This window comes from Flavobacterium quisquiliarum, from assembly GCF_019308285.1.
Classification (GTDB): domain Bacteria; phylum Bacteroidota; class Bacteroidia; order Flavobacteriales; family Flavobacteriaceae; genus Flavobacterium; species Flavobacterium quisquiliarum.
Window position 1 is genome coordinate 68,809 of record NZ_WWEM01000043.1, and the last position, 18,209, is coordinate 87,017.

Here is an 18,209-nt window from a genome sequence, read left to right on the forward strand (position 1 = left end):
ATGGACAAAGAAAAACTACATAAAGAACCTAAAACAAAAGAAAAAAAGCAGACTCCAATTATTGAAATTAAAGATCTGCATAAAACTTTTGGAAAAGACAATAAGATCTTAAAAGGCGTTAATCTGACTTTGAATAAAGGAGAAGATTTAGTCGTTTTAGGTCGTTCTGGATCTGGTAAATCAGTTACCATCAAATGTATTGTAGGATTGATTGAGCCAGATAAAGGAGAAATTAAAGTGTTTGATGAAAACGTACTCAACATTTCCAAAAAAGAACTGAATGAAATCAGAGTGAGGATTGGCTTTTTGTTTCAAAGCGGTGCATTATATGATTCCATGTCAGTTCGGGAAAATTTGGCTTTTACCTTAACCAAACACAAACGAGATTTAAGTGCTGACGAAATCGAAAATGAAGTAATGGAAGCGCTTGAAAATGTCGGTTTAGCTGATGCTATTGATAAAATGCCGTCAGAACTTTCAGGCGGTATGAGAAAAAGAATCGGCTTGGCACGAACTTTAATCTTAAAACCAGAAATTATTTTATACGATGAACCTACAACAGGTTTAGACACTATAACATCAAGAGAAATAAGTGAATTAATTCTGGACATTAAACAAAAACAAAAAACATCTGCAATTATCATTACGCATGATATGGCTTGTGCAAAATTAACTGCCGATCGAATCATTGTTTTAAAAGACGGTGTCATACATGCAGAAGGAACTTACGAAGAATTAGAAAAAGACGAAGACGAATGGGTACGCTCATTTTTTGAATAAAGCAAAATAAAAAATAGAAATCATGGAAAAGCAATCGGGATATACTTGGAAATTAGGAATGTTTGTAACAATAGGTTTACTGCTTTTTATAATGGCCGTATATTTTATTGGAAAACAAAAAAACCTTTTCGGTTCAACCTTTCATATTACTTCTCAGTTTAAAACGGTCAGCGGTCTGGAAGTCGGAAATAATGTTCGTTTCTCCGGAATTAATGTTGGAACTGTCGAACAAATTCAATTAAAAAATGACTCGACTGTGATCGTGGTTTTGGTCATGAAAGAAGATGTCCGCAAATTTATTAAAACAGATGCAACAGCCAGCATTGGTTCAGACGGACTTATGGGCGATAAAGTTTTGACTATTTCTCCTGGTACAAAGTCACAGCAAATTATTGGAGACAATGGCGTAATAGCTTCTGTTGACGGAATTGAAATGCACGACATTATGAAAAGCGTTAAGAAGAGTGTCGATAATATCGGCGTAATTTCAGATGAAATAGCGATTTTCAGCCACAGTATGAATAATGGAAACGGAGCCCTTGCTCGTTTGGTTAAAGACGATAAAATGGCCAACAGCGTTTCGAATACTCTTTCGAACCTGGAGTCTGGTACAAAGGGTTTCAGCGATAATATGGAAGCAGCTAAAAGCAACTTTCTTCTAAGAGGTTACTACAAGAAAAAAGAGAAAGAAAAAGCAAAAAAACAAGAAGAAATAAAGGAGAAAAAAGAAGAACAACAAGAAAAAGCTGCTAAAGAAAAAGAAAAGAAAGAGAAGGAACAACAAGAGAAAGCTCAAAAAGAAAAAGAGGAAAAACAAAAACAGGAAGAAGCTAAAAAAGCTGAAACTGAAAAGAAATAATTTTCATTATAACATTGAAAGTTAAGATTTGGAAGTTGGAATTCCAAACCGTTTATAACGCATAGTTCTATATTATAACTTTTTAGTTTAAAATTCTGACAAAAATCTTCTATTTTTAATCAGCTGTTTTAAACAGCAAAAACTTACAATACATGCCTACTTCATTTAAACATACCGCCTTAAAAGTTTTAAAGATTACCGGAATTACAATTGCGGTAATCTTGTTTTTGCTATTTATAATTCCGATGTTGTTTCCTGGTAAAATTGCTTCGGAAGTAAAGAAAATTGCTAACGAACGATTGGATACCAAGCTGGATTTTACCAAATCTAAGCTTTCGTTTTTTACTCACTTCCCATCGCTCACTGTTTCTTTAGATAATTTGTCTTTGACGGGTTCTAAACCTTTCAGCAATGATACTTTATTGAAAGCTGATGAAGTTGCTTTCGGAATCAATTTAAAACGTTTGATTTTTGACAATGAAGTCAAGATCAATAAACTCTATGTTTCTGATGCCTTAATTAATGTAATGGTAAACGAAAAAGGTCAAGCCAATTACAATATTTATGTTGCGCCAGAAGACCGAAAAGATGAAAAAGAAGATCCAAATGCTCCTGAAGAAGGAACTGCAATAAGATTAGAAAGAATCGATTTAAAAAACTGTCATGTAAAATACAATGATCGTTCGGCTAAAATCTTAGTTGATGCTAAAGGATTTAATTACGTTGGAAAAGGAAATTTAAGCGAAGATATTTTTGATTTGGCGACAGATGCCAAAATTGATGAACTTGATTTCTTTTATGATCGAACAGGTTATCTAAGAAAGAAAAAAGTTCAAGCTGATTTAATTACCCGAATTAATACACATGCCCTTTCGTTTATTCTTCAGAAAAACGAATTGCACATTAATAAACTGCCTTTAAAATTTACAGGATTGTTTACTATTTTAAGAGAAGGATATAAAATTAATATTAAAGCAGCTTCAGAGAATACAACTGTCAAAGATTTATTGTCTGTAATGCCTCCTGAGTATTTAACTTGGCTGGAGAAAACAGAAATTTCAGGAAGAAGTGATTTAATACTGACTTTTAAAGGAGATTATAATGTTTCGAAAAAACAAAAACCAAATTTAGCTTTCAATCTTAAAATTAATGAAGGTTCAGTTAATTACAAAAATGCACCTGTTCCTTTAAAAGATTTTCAGATGGATCTGAATGCTATACTTCCTTCTTTGGATACCGAACAATTATTGGTAAATCTTCGAACATTAAAATTTAAAGTAGGCGAAAAAGATTATTTCAATGCTTATCTGCACAGTAAAGGTTTAAGTGAAATGGATATTAATGCCAGTGTAAAAGGTTCTTTGGACTTAGCTGTTGTTGATGCTGCTTTAGGTTTAAGCAGTATTGATTTAAAAGGAATTTTAAAAACTGATATTCAGGCACGAGGCACTTTTAGCGCTTCTAAAAAATTATTCCCTAAAACTATTGGCGGCATCTCGCTTCGAAATGGCTGGCTAAAAACCGAATATTATCCAAACCCAATTACCAATATAACTTTTGTGGCCAATATGCTCAATAAAGCAGGAACTTTTCAGGATTTAATTGTGGCGGTTGCTCCTGCTTCTTTCACTTTTGAAGGAAATCCAGTTTATGTAAATGCAACGCTATCAGATTTTAATGATTTGGCTTATAATGCTAAAATTAAAGGCGAATTGAATGTGGGTAGAATTTATCAGGTTTTCTCTCAAAAAGGATTGGATCTAACGGGTTATGCCAAAGCCGATCTTTCACTTAAAGGAAAACAAAGTTATGCCACAACTGGACAATATGATAAACTGGACAACAAAGGAACTTTGATTCTTAAAAATATAAAAGCAACTTCTGAATTATTTCCGAAAGCTTTTTTCATCAAACAGGGAAATTTCCGTTTTCAGAATGAGAAAATGTGGTTTGAGAAATTTAATGCTTCTTACGGAAAATCTGATTTTGATATTAACGGTTATCTTCTAAATACGATCAATTACTTTTTAGAATCTAACGGAACTTTAAGCGGTAATTTCAACTTAAAATCAAAACTGATCAATGTGGATGAATTTATGGCGCTTGAAGAAGGAGAAAATAAAGATCAAAAGACTGAAATTGAATATGCAAAAGAAGATCATCCAAAAATGAGCGGTGTTGTTATGGTTCCGAAAAATTTAAATGTCTCTTTAACGGCAAATGCAGATAAAATCGAATACAACGGACTTATTTTCAACAAATTATCTGGAAAAATAGGCGTAAAAAAAGAAGGATTTTACTTAGAAAACACTACCTTTAATATCATTGATTGTATTTTAGGAATTAATGCATCTTATAAAGACGAATCGCCTACAGCAGCACATTTTGACGCACACTTTACGGCAAAAGATTTTGATGTACAGAGAGCATACAAAGAAATTCCGATGTTTCATGAGATGGTTACTGCAGCCGAAAAAGCCCACGGAATCGTTTCTGTCGACTATAAAATTAAAGGCGACTTAGACGGAAATATGAGCCCAATTTATGAATCTCTGCAAGGTGGCGGTACTTTGAATCTACGCGATGTAAAAATTAAAGGCCTAAAATTATTTGACGGAATTAGCTCTAAAACAGGACAAAATGGTTTGAATAATCCTGATATGAAAGGAATTGAAGTCAAATCAACAATAGATAAAAACCTAATTAATATTGAGCCATTTACCTTTACCGTAGCCAGTTTTAAACCTACTATAAAAGGAACTACAAGCTTTGACGGACTTTTGGATCTTAGAATGCGTCTTGGTCTTCCTCTTTGGGGGATTATCGGATTTCCAATTGTAATTACTGGAACACACGAAGCTCCAAAAATCAAAATTTTCAGCAAAACGGGACAAGAAATTGATCCTGCAGTTTATGATGAAAAAAACAATAAAGTAATTCGAAAAGAAAAAGTAAGTAAACCCAAAGCAAAATCATAATGAAATCGAAATCACAACATAATAATAGTGCATTCGAAAAGTTTGCTACAAAAGTTTCTAAAGCTGCAGGAAGCACAACGGCTTTCATAAGTGCCTTTATTATTGTTGTAGCTTGGGCAGTTTCAGGGCCTATTTTCGATTATTCAGAAACTTGGCAGTTAGTCATTAATACGGGAACAACCATTATTACTTTCTTGATGGTCTTCTTAATTCAGAAAGCCCAAAATAAAGATTCACTTGCCATTCAGTTAAAATTAAATGAACTCGTTGCATCAAATGAATTATCCAGTAATAGTTTGGTTGATATTGAAAGTATGACCGAAGAGGAAATGATCATCATCCAGAAATATTACCATCGTTTAAGTGAATTAGCCAAAAAAGATGAAAGTATTAAAACTTCTCATTCTATAGCCGAAGCTCATGAACTTCATAATCGTAAGCAACAGAAAAATAATAAACCTATAAATAAAAAAACTACCAAAAGTCCCACCAAAAACAACACCAAAAAATGAAATTAAGTTCAACCGAAACTTATTGGCCTCTAAAAAATGCCATGAAGCACAGTTATCCCTCCATACATACGGATCTCACTACCGATATTCTAATTATTGGCGGAGGAATTACTGGAGCGCTGACCGCTTATAAACTGGTCAACGAAGGAAAAAGAATTATACTGGTAGACCGACGAGACGTTTGCGGAGGAAGTACCTCTGGAAGCACCGCATTGCTGCAGTATGAAATTGATGTCCCTTTACATCAGCTTATTAAACTTCGAGGCGCCAAATGTGCTGTAGACAGTTATCAAAACGGAAAAAAAGCTATTTTTGACCTTCGCAATATTATTGATAATATTGGCTGCGACTGCGATTTTGAGTTTAAAAAAAGCATCTATTTTACCACCTTAAAAAAAGATGTTCCTTTTTTAAAAAATGAATATAAAGCACGAAAGCAGCATGGATTTGAAATCAGCTGGCTGAGTCGATTTGAACTTCAAAAAATGGGTTTAAACGCCATTGCAGGCATCGAATCTAAAACAGCTGCTGTAATGGATCCTTTTAAACTAGCAAACGATCTTTTATATCACTGTCATCAAAAAGGAATGCAGATTTATGACCGTACAAACATAACTGCAATCCAGCATCAAAAAGGAAAAATTATCGCGCATACTGATTCTAAAAATACAATAACAGCCTCTCATATTATACACTGTACAGGTTATGAGAGCACGGAAACATTAAATGAAAAAGTAGTTGATTTAAAAAGCACCTATGTCATTGCTTCTGAAAGTCAGCCTGATCTTCCGGAACATTTTAAACATGCTATATTCTGGGATACAGCATCGCCCTATCATTACATCAGAACTACTGAAGACAATAGAATTATTATAGGCGGTGGCGACGAAGATTTTAAAGATGCTAGAAAACGAGATAAATTATTGCCTAAAAAAGAACAGTATCTTCTAAAGCAGTTTTTTAAGCGTTTTCCAGATCTTGATTTTAAAATTGATTATTCCTGGGCAGGAACTTTTGGAGAAACCAAAGACGGACTTCCCTATTTCGGAAAACCAAATCCAAGACGAAATGAACATTACATTTTGGGATTTGGAGGCAACGGAATTACGTTCAGCGTTATTGGAATGAATTCTATTCTGGATTCTCTCCACAATAAAAAAAATACAGATTTAGAGTATTATAAGTTTGGAAGGTAACTTTTATAGATACAAAGGCCCAGAGTAACAAAGTGACAAAGGTTTTAACTATGTGTGGAAAGCCTTTGTCACTTTGTCACTTTGAATCTCTTTTTAAAGAACTAACTCCATCTGAATATTGCATCTCTTATATGGCGTTTCCAATCCAAAAACTTTCTCAAAACCAAGTTTATAATATAGGTTTATTGCAGGTTTTAGAATGGTATTGCTTTCTAAGTAAATTTTCTTGGCACCAAGTTCTTTAGCTTTATCGGTAATTGCCTTTCCTAAAAGCCAGCCAATACTTTTTCCCTGTGCTTTTGGCGAAACAGCCATTTTAGCCATTTCAAAATCATATTCAGAGTTTTGCATTTTTATAAGAGCGCAGACGCCTACGGGTTCATTTTCATATAAAGCAACCAAGATTTTTCCACCTTTTTTCAAAATATATTCTTCAGGATTATCTAATGCTTTATAATCAGATTCTTCCATTTCAAAATATTTAGAAATCCATTCTACATTTAATGTTCTAAAGGCTTCTTTATATTTCGGCTCATATTCTACAATTTCTACATCTTTGCTTTCACGAAGTTTTTTCTGATCGCTCACTCTTTTAAACATTGACTTTTGACCTAATAAATGCTCCCATTCTTCCAGTGCCGCCCAAAGATTGTGTTTTGATTCTGAAATTAAACCATCAATAGCAACATCAATATCTTTTAACTGTTGCTGAATCGTTTTAGAAAGAGAAAGTCCTTTTGCAGTCAAAACGACATTATTTCTTCTTTTATCATCTGTTTTTAAACTTTCTTCTACTATTCCAGCATTCGTCATTTCTTGAATAATTTTGCTGACAGAAGGCTGTGAATGACCAATTTCATTTGCAATTTCAGTAATTGTTAATTCTCTATCTTCGGTCAAAACATAAAAAACAGGAAACCATTTCGGCACAAAATCAACACCGTACAATTCATAAATTTTAGAAGCATCATCTGTTATAGCTGCTGTCATTAATCGTAAACGACTTCCTAGAGCCGCTTTACCTACTTTATCAAAAAATTCCATAATAATTAATTATATAACCAGTTATGCAAATGTATAATTTTTTTTAAATACTAAGCAACTGAGGTTCTAAGATTCTAAGTTTTTTAACTTAAAATTCTTAGAACCTCAGCGTTTATATATCATGCTTAAGAGCTAACGACTTTATATTTAATTATTTAGATAGTATTCCAATTCAAAAAACTTAAAACCTTAGTAGCTTAGGCGTTTACGCCGTTATAGCCAACGAATTCAAATTAAACTTATACTCTTTTGGACTGCAGTTGAATTTTTGTTTGAAGATTTTTGAGAAATAACTTCTGCTCGTAAAACCGATACAATACACGATTTCAGAAATATTTAAATCAGAAGTTCTGATTAAGATTTCTGCTTTTAATACGCGCATATGTGTAATATAATCGTTGACTGTACGATTATGAATCATTTTAAATCCTTCTTGAAGTTTGTTTGGAGATAAACCTGATTTTTTGCTCAATGATTTTATTGAAAAAGCCTCTTCTGGACTTGTTTTTATAAATTCCGAAAGTTCTTTTATTTCTTCCATTTCTCTTAAAGTCAATCCATTCGATTCATTTGCGAAAGCATGTAAATCGTCTGAATGCTGTTGAATTTCCATTGCTAGAATAATTCTCATAATCCCTTCTTTTAATAAATTTCTAACAATTCCGCTTTGTGTAATCGAATTAAGTTGCTCGATTTTTTCGGCGATTTGTAAATTATAAGAACCAATATAAAAGAAATCCTGCACTAGATTATTTTCAAAAAAAGTATCCTTTACCTGTTGATTTAAGGAATGAGCTTGGGTTACTGCATCAGTTTGAGTTCCAACAATAATTAAAGTCAGTTTGGTTTTCTTTCCTTTTTCAAAATATAAAACATTATCCTGATTCTGTTTCGAAGTAACAATAGCCGTTTGAAACGTTTTTAATTTTCGTTCCTCTCCATTCAATCCGAAACTATGTGATAAATTTCCTTTAGAGCAATAGGCAAAATAAATAGGCGAAGACTTTACATTAAGGATATCCAATCGAACATCTGCTGAAAATGTCATATCAAACTGCACATAAGAAATATTATCATTAAAGGAAGCTCCAACAATAGAACCTTCTGCAAAACTGTTTTCGACTTCCAATGAGTATTCGTCTAAATCAAAAGCAACCTTGCCTCCAAAATTAGCTTGAAGTTCATCAAATATATTCTGAGTTTTCTCTGTATTTATAGTAATAATTTTCATGACGATGGGATTTAAATTCTACATCTGCAAAACAAACTTTAAAACGAACTACCTTATTAGTATTTCTAAAAATCTGAATGTCAAAGTTCGCCCAATCACAGACCAAAAATGTTATATAATTTTCTGGTTTTGTTTTATAATTCCTTATTAATGCTTATTTTAACATAAATCAACAAACATCGGTTTATACAATATGAAAAGTTTTTCTTTTGCCCCAATAAGTTCAAAAAAATCTAAAATCTTAATTTTAGGTACGATGCCTGGAACAAAATCTTTAGAACTCAATCAATACTATGGACACAATCAAAACAATTTTTGGAAATTTCTATTCTCAATTCTCGAAGAAGAATTTTCATACGATTATGAAACTAGAAAAGAATTATTAATCAAAAAAAATATTGCCCTTTGGGATGTCTTACAATTTTGTGATCGTGTAGGCAGTTTGGACAGCGCTATCAAAAACGAAATTGCCAATGATTTTGAAAATTTTCTAGAAAATCATCCAACAATTAATGTTATAATTTTTAATGGACAAAAAGCAGCGGCCTTTTTTAAGAAATATGTCCATTTAAAGAAAGAATACAAACAAATCACTCTTCCCTCTACTAGTCCAGCCAATGCTGGCAAGGCTTTTCAAGATAAATTACATGAATGGGAAGTCATAAAATCACTACTTTAAAGAGACGTTATTTATAGAATTTAAATCCAGATATTGGAATCATGTAACTTTTTCCGATTAAAATATAACAAATTACAGTTGCTGTTGAAGTAATTTTACAAAAAGAAAAACAAGTCCTAGTGAAGATTTGATTAACGAAGAGGAAAGACTTTATTCTTACTAAAATTATTTAGAAAACTGTAAAAAGTTTATACTATAAAGAGAACATTGGTTATGTTAGTTTATTTTTGGGAAAAGGCTGCTCTATAATTTTATAGAGCAGCTTTGTTTTTTAGAGTACCTTTAGAAGAAAAAACATGAAGATTCAGACTTATTACAATCATATACGGTTTTACAAACCACACCATTTTATATATTATCCTATCTTAATTATATTTTTAATTAGCAGTATTTATTTTGCTATTACAACCGAAGATCATTTAATTTGGTCGTTTATAAGTATAGCCTTTATTTTCCTTTTTGCAGTCGCTTATATGCTGCGTCAGCATTATGCTTTAACACTGCAAAATCGAATTGTGCGTTTGGAAATGCGTTATCGTTATTTTACTTTAACAGGCAGAAGATTTGAAGAATTTGAATATAAATTAACTGACGATCAAATATTTGCTTTAAGATTTGCTCCAGACAATGAATTGATTCCACTTGTCGAAGATGCCTTAAAAAATAGTTTAAGCGGTGATGCAATAAAAAAATCCATCGTACATTGGAAAGCAGATTATCACCGAGTTTAGCAATTTCAATGACTAAAATCAATGGCAAAAATCAATAGGAATGCCTAATGTTTCCTTTTAAAATTGACATTTTTATTCTTATTGATATTGTTTACTGAAATTGATATTGAATTTTACTTCTTCTTATTGAAAGGCAAATAAATCAAAAACAGTAAAAACCAAACGGAAACAATTACCATAAAATATATTCCAATAATATTAGGATGCAGATAATTAGGTTCGTAAAAGAGTCTTTCTAAAATCGTAAACTTTTCTGTCAAAGCCTTTCTATCAAAAATATTTTGGATGCCGCTTATTGGATCGTCATGATTATCTCTATAACGATAAACGTCTTGTGTTAATACTTTTGGAACTATACTCGTCTCAATTTTGTATTTTCTAAACAACGTATCCAATTTCTTAAATTCATAAGTCAAAGAATCTTTTTTGGATTGATACAATAACTTATAGCGATCTTTAGCCAACTGATATTGCTGTTTATAAACAGAATCTCCCTTTATTGGTTTAAACAAAGATTTGTTCTGCAAAAAGATACAAATATCATCATCATGTTCTGGATGTACCTGAACGCTCTTAAAAATGATTTCTGTACTATCATTAATCACTTTTTTTGAGATAATTCTTTTGTATAATTCTTCTTTATCAAAACCAAGAATATCTAGAATACTATCTGCTTTATTAGTTGTTTTATCAAAAGTGTTTGTTAAGACCTTGATTGTATCAACACTATAATAATTGGTTTCAATTATCGGATATTCGCCTGGAACAATTGTATCTTCCTGTTTAATTACGGGATAAGGTTTTGGGTATAAAATGTTCTCATAATTAAATAATTTATCAGAACTGTAAGAAGTGAATCCATACAAAAACGGATTGAGAACATTCAGCAGTCTCTTATCCTTATTAAAATCATTTTCAGAAAGTTCTGTTTTCAATTTGGCATTCATCCCAAAACTATAACTGATAAAAAATGAAAATGTTAAAAAAGAAATCAGCAATAAACAACCTGCAATTTGAAACAAACTTCCTGTTTTATAACTTTCCCTCGAATGATTTTTCACTAAAAAAATCAGAAAGAAAAGTAAAAATAATCCACTCACAAAAAAGTGCGAAATGGAAACGTCATCATAAAATTTAAAGCGGTAAAACTCTGTATAAATATCAATATTTGCTATTCCTTCAAAAGTAAAATAACCGTATAAAAAATAAACTAAATGAATGAAGGCTAATACAAGTAAAGATTTTACGAAATAACGTTTTAAGTTTTGAGTCATTTTTTTTAAAGCTTCTAAGGTTCTGAGATTCTAAGATACTAAGTTTTTTTTTGAAAAGTGACAAAGTAGCCAAGAAACAAAGTGACAAAGTTTTTTTTTAAACCCTCAAAAAAAAAGACGCACTGCTGTGCGTCTCTACAAAACCTTTGTCACTTTGTTTCTTTGTATCCTTGTGTCTTTGTGTCTTATGACCTTAGCATCTTATTTAACCTCAAAACCTTCTTCCACTATTTCTCGTTCTACTTTATCGATTAGTTTATTGGTTTTTCCTGTTAGTTTTTCTTTTTTCCAATCGCCTTTCACATACATTACAATAGTTATTAAAGCGGTTACAACCGAAGCAATTGGGAAAGCCCACCAAATTCCGTGTTTTCCTAAAGGAGTATTATGGGACAAAATAAATGCTAAAGGAAACTGAATTACCCATTGTGAAACCAAAGTCAAAATCATAGGAAGTTTGGTATTTCCAACAGCGCGGAAAACGCCTGTTAGACAAAGCTGTAAACCTAAAAATCCCCATGAAAGGCAAGTAATTCTTAGCAACTCTGTTCCTCCTTCGATAACGGCTTGATCTCTTGGAACGAAAAAAGCAATTAAATAAGGCGCAAAAATGAAAGCTATAATTCCTAATCCTGTCAATAATCCGAAACCTAGATAAGCCCCTAATTTTGAAATTTCGGCCGCACGGTCTACATTTCCAGCGCCAATATTTTGCCCAACCAAAGTGGCAATTGCCATTGAAAGTCCTAAAGCTGGAATTAAAATCAACTGAATTAAATTAGAACCTGCACCGTAAGACGCTACAGTTGTAGTACCAAAACGTACAATTAAAAACGTAATCGCCATCATTCCTAAAGCACGCATAGATTGTTCGATAGAAGAAGGAAATCCAATCTGGAAAGCTCTTTTTATATGATCCCAATCTGGTTTAAAATCCTGAATGCGAAGATGGATTCCGTGTTTCCCTCTAAACAAAATCGCAAAACCGATAATAATTGCCAAAAGTTGGGTCGATAAAGTGGCTAATGCTGCGCCTTTTACGCCCATTGCCGGAATAAAGTTCCATCCATAAATAAACAACGGATCTAGTGCAAAGTTCAAAATCACTGTTCCTAAAACAATATAAACAGGCAGTGTTACACGTCCGACTCCGCGCATAATTGATTGGAAAATCATAAACCCAAAACTAAAAACCAAACCTACAAACGCTACTCTCATAAATCCTAAAGCATCGATATAGACTTGAGGCTCAACTTTCAAAAGATATAAAAAGTATGGGCTCAGAATATATCCAATAATAGACAAGACAACAGAAACAATGATAACCATAGATAAAGTCTGCGCCGCCACATGATTGACCATTTCCTGATTTCCTGCGCCAAAATATTGCGCTATTAAAATTGATCCTGCAATGGCTAATCCAGTTCCTAAAGCAATCGTCAAAAAGATTACCGGCGTACTAACAGAAACAGCTGCTACAGCATCACCGCCCAAACGTCCAACCCAAAAAGCATCTACCAATTGATAAGCAGCCTGCAAAAGATTGGCAATCATAATTGGAACTGCCAGTTTTAATAATGAAGAAAGAATTGGTCCTTCTAATAATTCGTTTTTTTTCATTTTCTAATTAAAATAATTATTTAAAATAAGTTGACATATCAACTTTTAAAGTTTAAAAAAAATTAAAGCGTTTCTAATTTGTCTGCGTAAAACCTCACTGCATTTAGAGCTTCTATTCTTTCTTTTGGAGTAAATACAGACATTACTTCTTCTTCTGCCCTTTTCATAAGAGAACGAATGTTTTTTGCCAAAGTACTTCCTTCATTCGTAAGACTTACGATATTCTTTCGTTTATCGGTTTTATCTTTTACAACCTCAACTAAATTCTTCTTTTCAAGAGCATTTATACTTCTTAAAATAGAAGATTTATCACGCATCGTTTTATCTGACAATTCTCGCTGTGAAAGGCTATTTTGATTTAAAATCATTAAAAGTGGTAATTGTTCTAATTGCAAAGTAATTCCAGCTTCAGTCATTAACGCATTCGTACGCCTGAAAATTGCTCGTTTAATTCGATGAATCTGAAAAAAGAAACTATCTGATATTTCCTCTTTCCAAAAATTTGAAAAATTCTCTTTATTGGTCTGTGTTTTTTCCATGATGCAAATTTAGGAAAAAGAGTGACATGTCAACTAATTTTAAATCAAAAAATATACATCATTGATAACCAAACAGTTCAATATAAATTATCCAACTCAAAAACCAAAATGAAAGAATATTTTCACTAACTTTAAATGTTAAAAATTGCCTAATAAAAAATTTAAAAACTACTCTGATGAAACATTTATTTATTTTTTTGGTAATGACATTTTTCTGGATTCCGCTAAAAGCTCAGACGTTTGCAGAAAACACTTCAATTGAAAACTTAATGACTGTCAAAACTGATAGTGAAAATTTTCAGGACAATTATGCTGATGATCTTCCGTGGCATGCGAGAAGATTTAAAGTAACAGCTGGTGCTTTTTTCCCTGTTAATAATACGGAAGTAAAAGTCGGAAGTAATAATGGTCAATTTGGAAATTTAATTGATTTTGAAAAAGACCTTGGTTTTAACAAAAGTACGACTTCATTTTTTGGAGCTTTTGAATGGAGAATTTCCCGAAGATCAAGACTTGGTGCAGAATATTATTATTTAAGCAGAAATTCTACTAAAACTCTTCAGAAAGAAATTGAATTTAGAGATCATGTTTATCCTATAGATGCTACAGTTTATGCCTTCATGGACAATCATATCGGAAGAATAACTTACAGTTATGCATTTATATCAAAACCAAAATATGAAATTGGTGCTCTTATTGGAGCACACGTAATGTTTACCGATGTTGGAATTGGACTGGCGGGCGCAACAGCAAATTTAGAATATAAAGATAGTTTTGGCTTTACAGCTCCGCTTCCTGATATTGGAATTTGGGGAGAATTTGTCTTAGGAAGAAAGGTTGGCCTTTATGCAAACTTCAATTATTTTGCCATTAAAATCAATGATTTTGACGGAAGATTGTTGAGTTATAATTTATCTGTTTTGTATAATGTTTATCAAAATTTCAGTCTGACTGCTGGTTATACTGGATTAAACGTAAGAGTTGATATGGAAAAAGAAAGGCTAAATGGTTTCTTTAAATGGGGTTATAATGGTCCTACTTTAACAGCAACTTATAGCTTTGGGAATCATGTGAAGCTTTATAAACATTGATTTTTTTAAGTTGCTAAGTTTCTGAGATACTGAGATTCTAAGGTTTCTATACTTTGAGTATATTTTTTTTTACCGCAAAGCATGCAAAGATTTACGCAAAGGTCGCAAAGTTTTTTTTTAGGAATATGTTTACCAACATAAAGTTCTCAAAGCTTTGTGTTGATATAGCTTTGCGAACTTAATATTCTCAAAGCATAACACTTAGCAAAAAATAACCTTTGCGCTCTTTGCGTTAAAAAATACCCGCCCCAACAAAACCTGAAACAATAAAAAACAAACCCGACAACTGCACTGCTATCGGGTTTATTACCAAACTTAAACTACTTAACTCAAAAAACTCAGTATCTTAGAAACTTAGCATCTTAGAAACTGAAAAAACTTATTTCTCGATTGGAGAGAATTTTATTGCTGTTCCTCCACCAGCAGCCAACTTAATGTTTAACACGGTTTTATTGTTTACTTTTTGTTTAGAGATTGTAACCGGATATGGATTGGTTTTATAATTGGCACCTGGTCCATCTGAATAGATTTCTGCTTCGTATTCTTTGTTTGGATCTAAGAATGATAAAGCTACTTTTAAATCACGTGCATTTCTATTGGTAATAGAACCTAAATACCAGTTTTTCTCGTCCCAGTCTTTACGCGCAATTGTAGTATATTCTCCAATTTTAGAATCTAAAACTTTGGTATCTGACCAAGTACAAGGAACTTCTTTTACAAACTGAAATTCTGGTTTACCCTCATAATTTTCAGGTAAATCTGAAGCCATCTGCAACGGACTGAAAATAATAACATATAATGCCAATTGATTTGCCAAAGTCGTTTGTACTTTTGCTCCTGATGGTGTTTTGTAATCAAAATTGAAATTCCCTGGAGTATAATCAAAAGGCCCTGAAAGCATTCTCGTAAAAGGTAAAGTCGTTAAATGCTCTGGTGTATTTCCCCCATCTACAGACCATGCATTATATTCTTGTCCTCTACCTCCTTCTTGCGACATGAAATTTGGATAAGTACGTTGTAATCCCGTTCCTTTCATAGGTTCGTGATTGTCAATCATAATGTGATATTTCGCAGCCGTTTCGATTACTTTTCTGTAATGACGCGCTCCGTATTGGCTGTCGTGCCATTCTTTTTTGTCCAAATATTTGTTTACATAACCCGTTTTAACCGAATTCACTCCCATTTTCTGATACAATTTGAAAGCATCTTCCAATTGATTCTCATAATTTTTGGTTGCTCCAGCAGTTTCATGATGGCCGATCAAACGAACATTTTTCACGGCAGCATATTTCGTGATTTCTTCCAAATTAAAATCGGGATAAGCTTTTACAAAACTAAATGCAGAACCATCAGCAGTCCAGTCACCGTCCCAGCCTTCATTCCAGCCTTCTACTAAAACGCCGTCAAAACCATTTTTTGCAGCAAAGTCAATGTATTCTTTAGTATTCTTGGTTGTTGCACCATGTTTTGGCCCTTGCCCCCAAGTGTACTTTTCTAAATGCATTCCCCACCAGATTCCAATATATTTTGATGGTGTTATCCAAGATAAATCTTCAATTTTCGAAGGCTCGTTCAAGTTCAGCATAATTGTTGAAGTGGCTACTTCTCCCGGATTTTTTCCTACCACAATTGTTCTCCAAGGTGTTTTAAAAGGCGTTTCAGCATAAACTTTTACACCATCAGCCCATGGCACTAAATCACTTTTGTATTGTTTATCAGATGTTTTTAAAAGTGTCATTGAAGCAAAATCAGTAAGATTCGCTTCATGAATCGCTACATACAATTTGTCTTTGGTTTCAAAAGTGGCAGGCGTATTAATCGTATCCGTTTTACTCATTAACGTTTTACGGTATTCACTTTCGTAATAACTGTTTTCGCGGTGAACCGGAATCCACCAAACTTCATTATTGTCTTTAAAAGTAAATTGTGTTACCTCATTTGAGATTTTGACTTTTCCTAAATTAGGCTGTTTTGGAAATTCATATCGAAAACCTAAACCATCATCAAAAACTCTGAAAATAATATCCACCAAACGCTCTTCGCCTTTTGCTTCTTTTAAGTGAACAATTAATTCGTTATGATGATCCCTTACTTTTTTGAATTCGCCCCAAGGCTGTTCCCAAGTTTCATCTGCTGCTTTTTCTTCTGTTGAAACTACTTCAAAACCATCGGTCATTTTTGGCAATCCTTGAAATTCAAATCCAAGAAGAGAAGGCTCAATAACCGATTTTCCGTTAGACGAAAAACTATACTGTGGCTGTCCAGAAGGAGTTAATTCAAAGGTAAGTTCAGAGATTTTTTCAGGAGAACTGATTTTATACGTTTTTTTAGTACTGCAGGCAAAAAGCAACATGGATGCCAGCGCGACTATACAGTATCTATATTTATTGTTTTTCATTATGTAAATTGTATTAATTACAGCTTTATTTAATTTCGCTCATTATCTGTTTTGCTTTAGCAGACTGCATCGAAACAAAATAATTAAACGCTTGATCGAGTTTTTTCTGGGCATCGACATTTCCTTTTTTCTGTACGCGTAAATCATACAATTTGCTGATATCGGTAAAAACATTTTCTGTGCTTTTTACTCCGGCAAAAGCTTTTATTTTTTCGATATAAGAATATCCAAATTCAACTGTTGGTTCGAACATTGTACCTTCTCCGAAATCATTCCACGTAATCAGCTGCAGATAATTGATATTCGCATTTTTTGCTAAAGTCAATGTTTCATCAAGTGTTGCTCCGTTGTTATGTTCTATTGTCCATCCAATTGCTGCTCCGCCTCCACCTGCTGCATAAAAATCTTTAAAACCAGGATAGGCACTTCCCATTGCAATACCTAATTTTGGTTTTGTATTAGTGTAAAAATTAGTCAAGAAAGTATTGTCTTTGTATACCCAAGCATATTCTCCGGCAGCATTATCCCCTGCTTTTGCTGAATGATCCCAAAGCGTTAAAAATGTTGGTTTTGTAGTTAATGTTCCAAACACATTTGTCCATTCGGCAGCAGTCTGCAAAACGATTGGACCAAAATTCATCAAAAGAGGTTTCCCATTAATTTTGATATAATTAGCATCAGTAAAATAATTATTTTGAACATAAGCTAAATCTGTTTTTGCCGCACTGGTTACCGAAATTGCTTTTCCAGCGTTGACAACATTAGTTAAAAATCGGTCCTCGTAAACAATAGCATATTCTAAACCTACTTTATCCAGCATCTCAATTAGCTGCTCTGTATTTTCTTTCACCATTCGGTAATCGTTTACATCATAAGTGCCGTACCAATCGATCAGAATACCATCAATTCCTGAATATTTCATCAGTAATAAATGATTTTCAATCACATTTTTATCGCCTGAATGATAGGGCCCAATCAGCGGATAATAATAAGATGCAATTTCTCTACGGCCATTTGCTCCTACGTTGTTCGGATTTTTGTTGGCCATTGTCCAATGATATCCCCATTTTTTATCGGCACTGCTTTCGTTGGTTTCAAACCACGGCATGTAGTGCATATAAATTTTGGTGCTGTTGGTTTTCTCAATCGCAACAGGTGCAGTTTTTTCTGGTTCTGTTGGCTTATCTGAACCTTTGTCATCGCTGCTGCATCCGGCAACCATCACAATGTTCATTAAACCAAAAACCAATGATGTGATATATCTTTTCATACTGATG

General features: G+C 33.0%; 15 protein-coding genes. 8 read left to right on the forward strand and 7 right to left on the reverse strand.

Translation table 11 applies throughout. The features are described from left to right. The 5 genes from GSY47_RS25895 (at position 1) to GSY47_RS25915 (ending at position 6,325) form a co-directional block, all read left to right on the forward strand. Positions 1 to 780 (forward strand): ABC transporter ATP-binding protein, encoded by a 780-nt coding sequence (locus GSY47_RS25895; RefSeq protein WP_179005413.1) that lies wholly within the window; start codon positions 1 to 3, stop codon positions 778 to 780. Between the two features lie 22 nt (positions 781 to 802). Beyond that, positions 803 to 1,639, forward strand: a complete 837-nt coding sequence (locus GSY47_RS25900) for an MlaD family protein (protein WP_179005411.1) — start codon at positions 803 to 805, stop codon at positions 1,637 to 1,639. 152 nt (positions 1,640 to 1,791) lie between these two features. Next, on the forward strand, positions 1,792 to 4,617 hold the full coding sequence (locus tag GSY47_RS25905) for an AsmA family protein (protein ID WP_179005409.1): 2,826 nt from the start codon (positions 1,792 to 1,794) through the stop codon (positions 4,615 to 4,617). Continuing rightward, a complete protein-coding gene (locus tag GSY47_RS25910; protein ID WP_179005407.1) occupies positions 4,617 to 5,129 on the forward strand; it encodes a low affinity iron permease family protein in 513 nt (170 codons plus the stop codon). Before GSY47_RS25905 ends, GSY47_RS25910 begins: the two co-directional genes overlap by 1 nt. Beyond that, positions 5,126 to 6,325, forward strand: a complete 1,200-nt coding sequence (locus tag GSY47_RS25915; RefSeq protein ID WP_179005405.1) for an NAD(P)/FAD-dependent oxidoreductase — start codon at positions 5,126 to 5,128, stop codon at positions 6,323 to 6,325. Before GSY47_RS25910 ends, GSY47_RS25915 begins: the two co-directional genes overlap by 4 nt. 93 nt (positions 6,326 to 6,418) lie before the next feature. Here the strand turns inward: GSY47_RS25915 and GSY47_RS25920 are convergent, their stop codons facing one another. Further along, positions 6,419 to 7,369, reverse strand: a complete 951-nt coding sequence (locus GSY47_RS25920; protein ID WP_179005403.1) for a bifunctional helix-turn-helix transcriptional regulator/GNAT family N-acetyltransferase — start codon at positions 7,367 to 7,369, stop codon at positions 6,419 to 6,421. A gap of 205 nt (positions 7,370 to 7,574) precedes the next feature. Further along, entirely contained in the window at positions 7,575 to 8,600 is a 1,026-nt protein-coding gene (locus tag GSY47_RS25925; protein ID WP_179005401.1) for a helix-turn-helix domain-containing protein, read from the reverse strand. A gap of 193 nt (positions 8,601 to 8,793) precedes the next feature. Here GSY47_RS25925 and GSY47_RS25930 point away from each other — a divergent pair, with 193 nt between their 5' ends. Beyond that, positions 8,794 to 9,279, forward strand: a complete 486-nt coding sequence (locus tag GSY47_RS25930; RefSeq protein WP_179005399.1) for a DNA-deoxyinosine glycosylase — start codon at positions 8,794 to 8,796, stop codon at positions 9,277 to 9,279. 296 nt (positions 9,280 to 9,575) lie between these two features. Beyond that, the gene (locus GSY47_RS25935; protein WP_179005396.1) at positions 9,576 to 10,010 is read left to right on the forward strand and encodes a DUF6526 family protein; all 435 of its coding nucleotides are present in this window, start codon (positions 9,576 to 9,578) and stop codon (positions 10,008 to 10,010) included. A gap of 113 nt (positions 10,011 to 10,123) precedes the next feature. Here GSY47_RS25935 and GSY47_RS25940 read toward each other — a convergent pair whose 3' ends face one another. From GSY47_RS25940 to GSY47_RS25950, 3 genes are all read right to left on the reverse strand, one after another. Continuing rightward, positions 10,124 to 11,284, reverse strand: a complete 1,161-nt coding sequence (locus GSY47_RS25940) for a hypothetical protein (RefSeq protein ID WP_179005394.1) — start codon at positions 11,282 to 11,284, stop codon at positions 10,124 to 10,126. Between the two features lie 201 nt (positions 11,285 to 11,485). Further along, the gene (locus GSY47_RS25945; protein ID WP_219071624.1) at positions 11,486 to 12,904 is read right to left on the reverse strand and encodes an MATE family efflux transporter; all 1,419 of its coding nucleotides are present in this window, start codon (positions 12,902 to 12,904) and stop codon (positions 11,486 to 11,488) included. Between the two features lie 62 nt (positions 12,905 to 12,966). Further along, positions 12,967 to 13,443, reverse strand: coding sequence for a MarR family winged helix-turn-helix transcriptional regulator (locus tag GSY47_RS25950; RefSeq protein ID WP_179005390.1), 477 nt, complete (start codon positions 13,441 to 13,443; stop codon positions 12,967 to 12,969). A 176-nt stretch (positions 13,444 to 13,619) separates the two neighbouring features. Here GSY47_RS25950 and GSY47_RS25955 point away from each other — a divergent pair, with 176 nt between their 5' ends. After that, entirely contained in the window at positions 13,620 to 14,534 is a 915-nt protein-coding gene (locus GSY47_RS25955; protein WP_179005388.1) for a hypothetical protein, read from the forward strand. Positions 14,535 to 14,913: 379 nt separating this feature from the next. Here the strand turns inward: GSY47_RS25955 and GSY47_RS25960 are convergent, their stop codons facing one another. Both GSY47_RS25960 and GSY47_RS25965 read right to left on the reverse strand, forming a co-directional pair. Next, positions 14,914 to 16,932 carry a glycoside hydrolase family 97 protein gene (locus GSY47_RS25960; RefSeq protein WP_179005386.1) on the reverse strand — a complete coding sequence of 673 codons (2,019 nt, stop codon included), beginning with the start codon at positions 16,930 to 16,932 and terminating at the stop codon, positions 14,914 to 14,916. A gap of 25 nt (positions 16,933 to 16,957) precedes the next feature. Beyond that, positions 16,958 to 18,202 (reverse strand): glycoside hydrolase family 71/99-like protein, encoded by a 1,245-nt coding sequence (locus GSY47_RS25965; protein WP_179005384.1) that lies wholly within the window; start codon positions 18,200 to 18,202, stop codon positions 16,958 to 16,960. Positions 18,203 to 18,209: the final 7 nt, after the last annotated feature.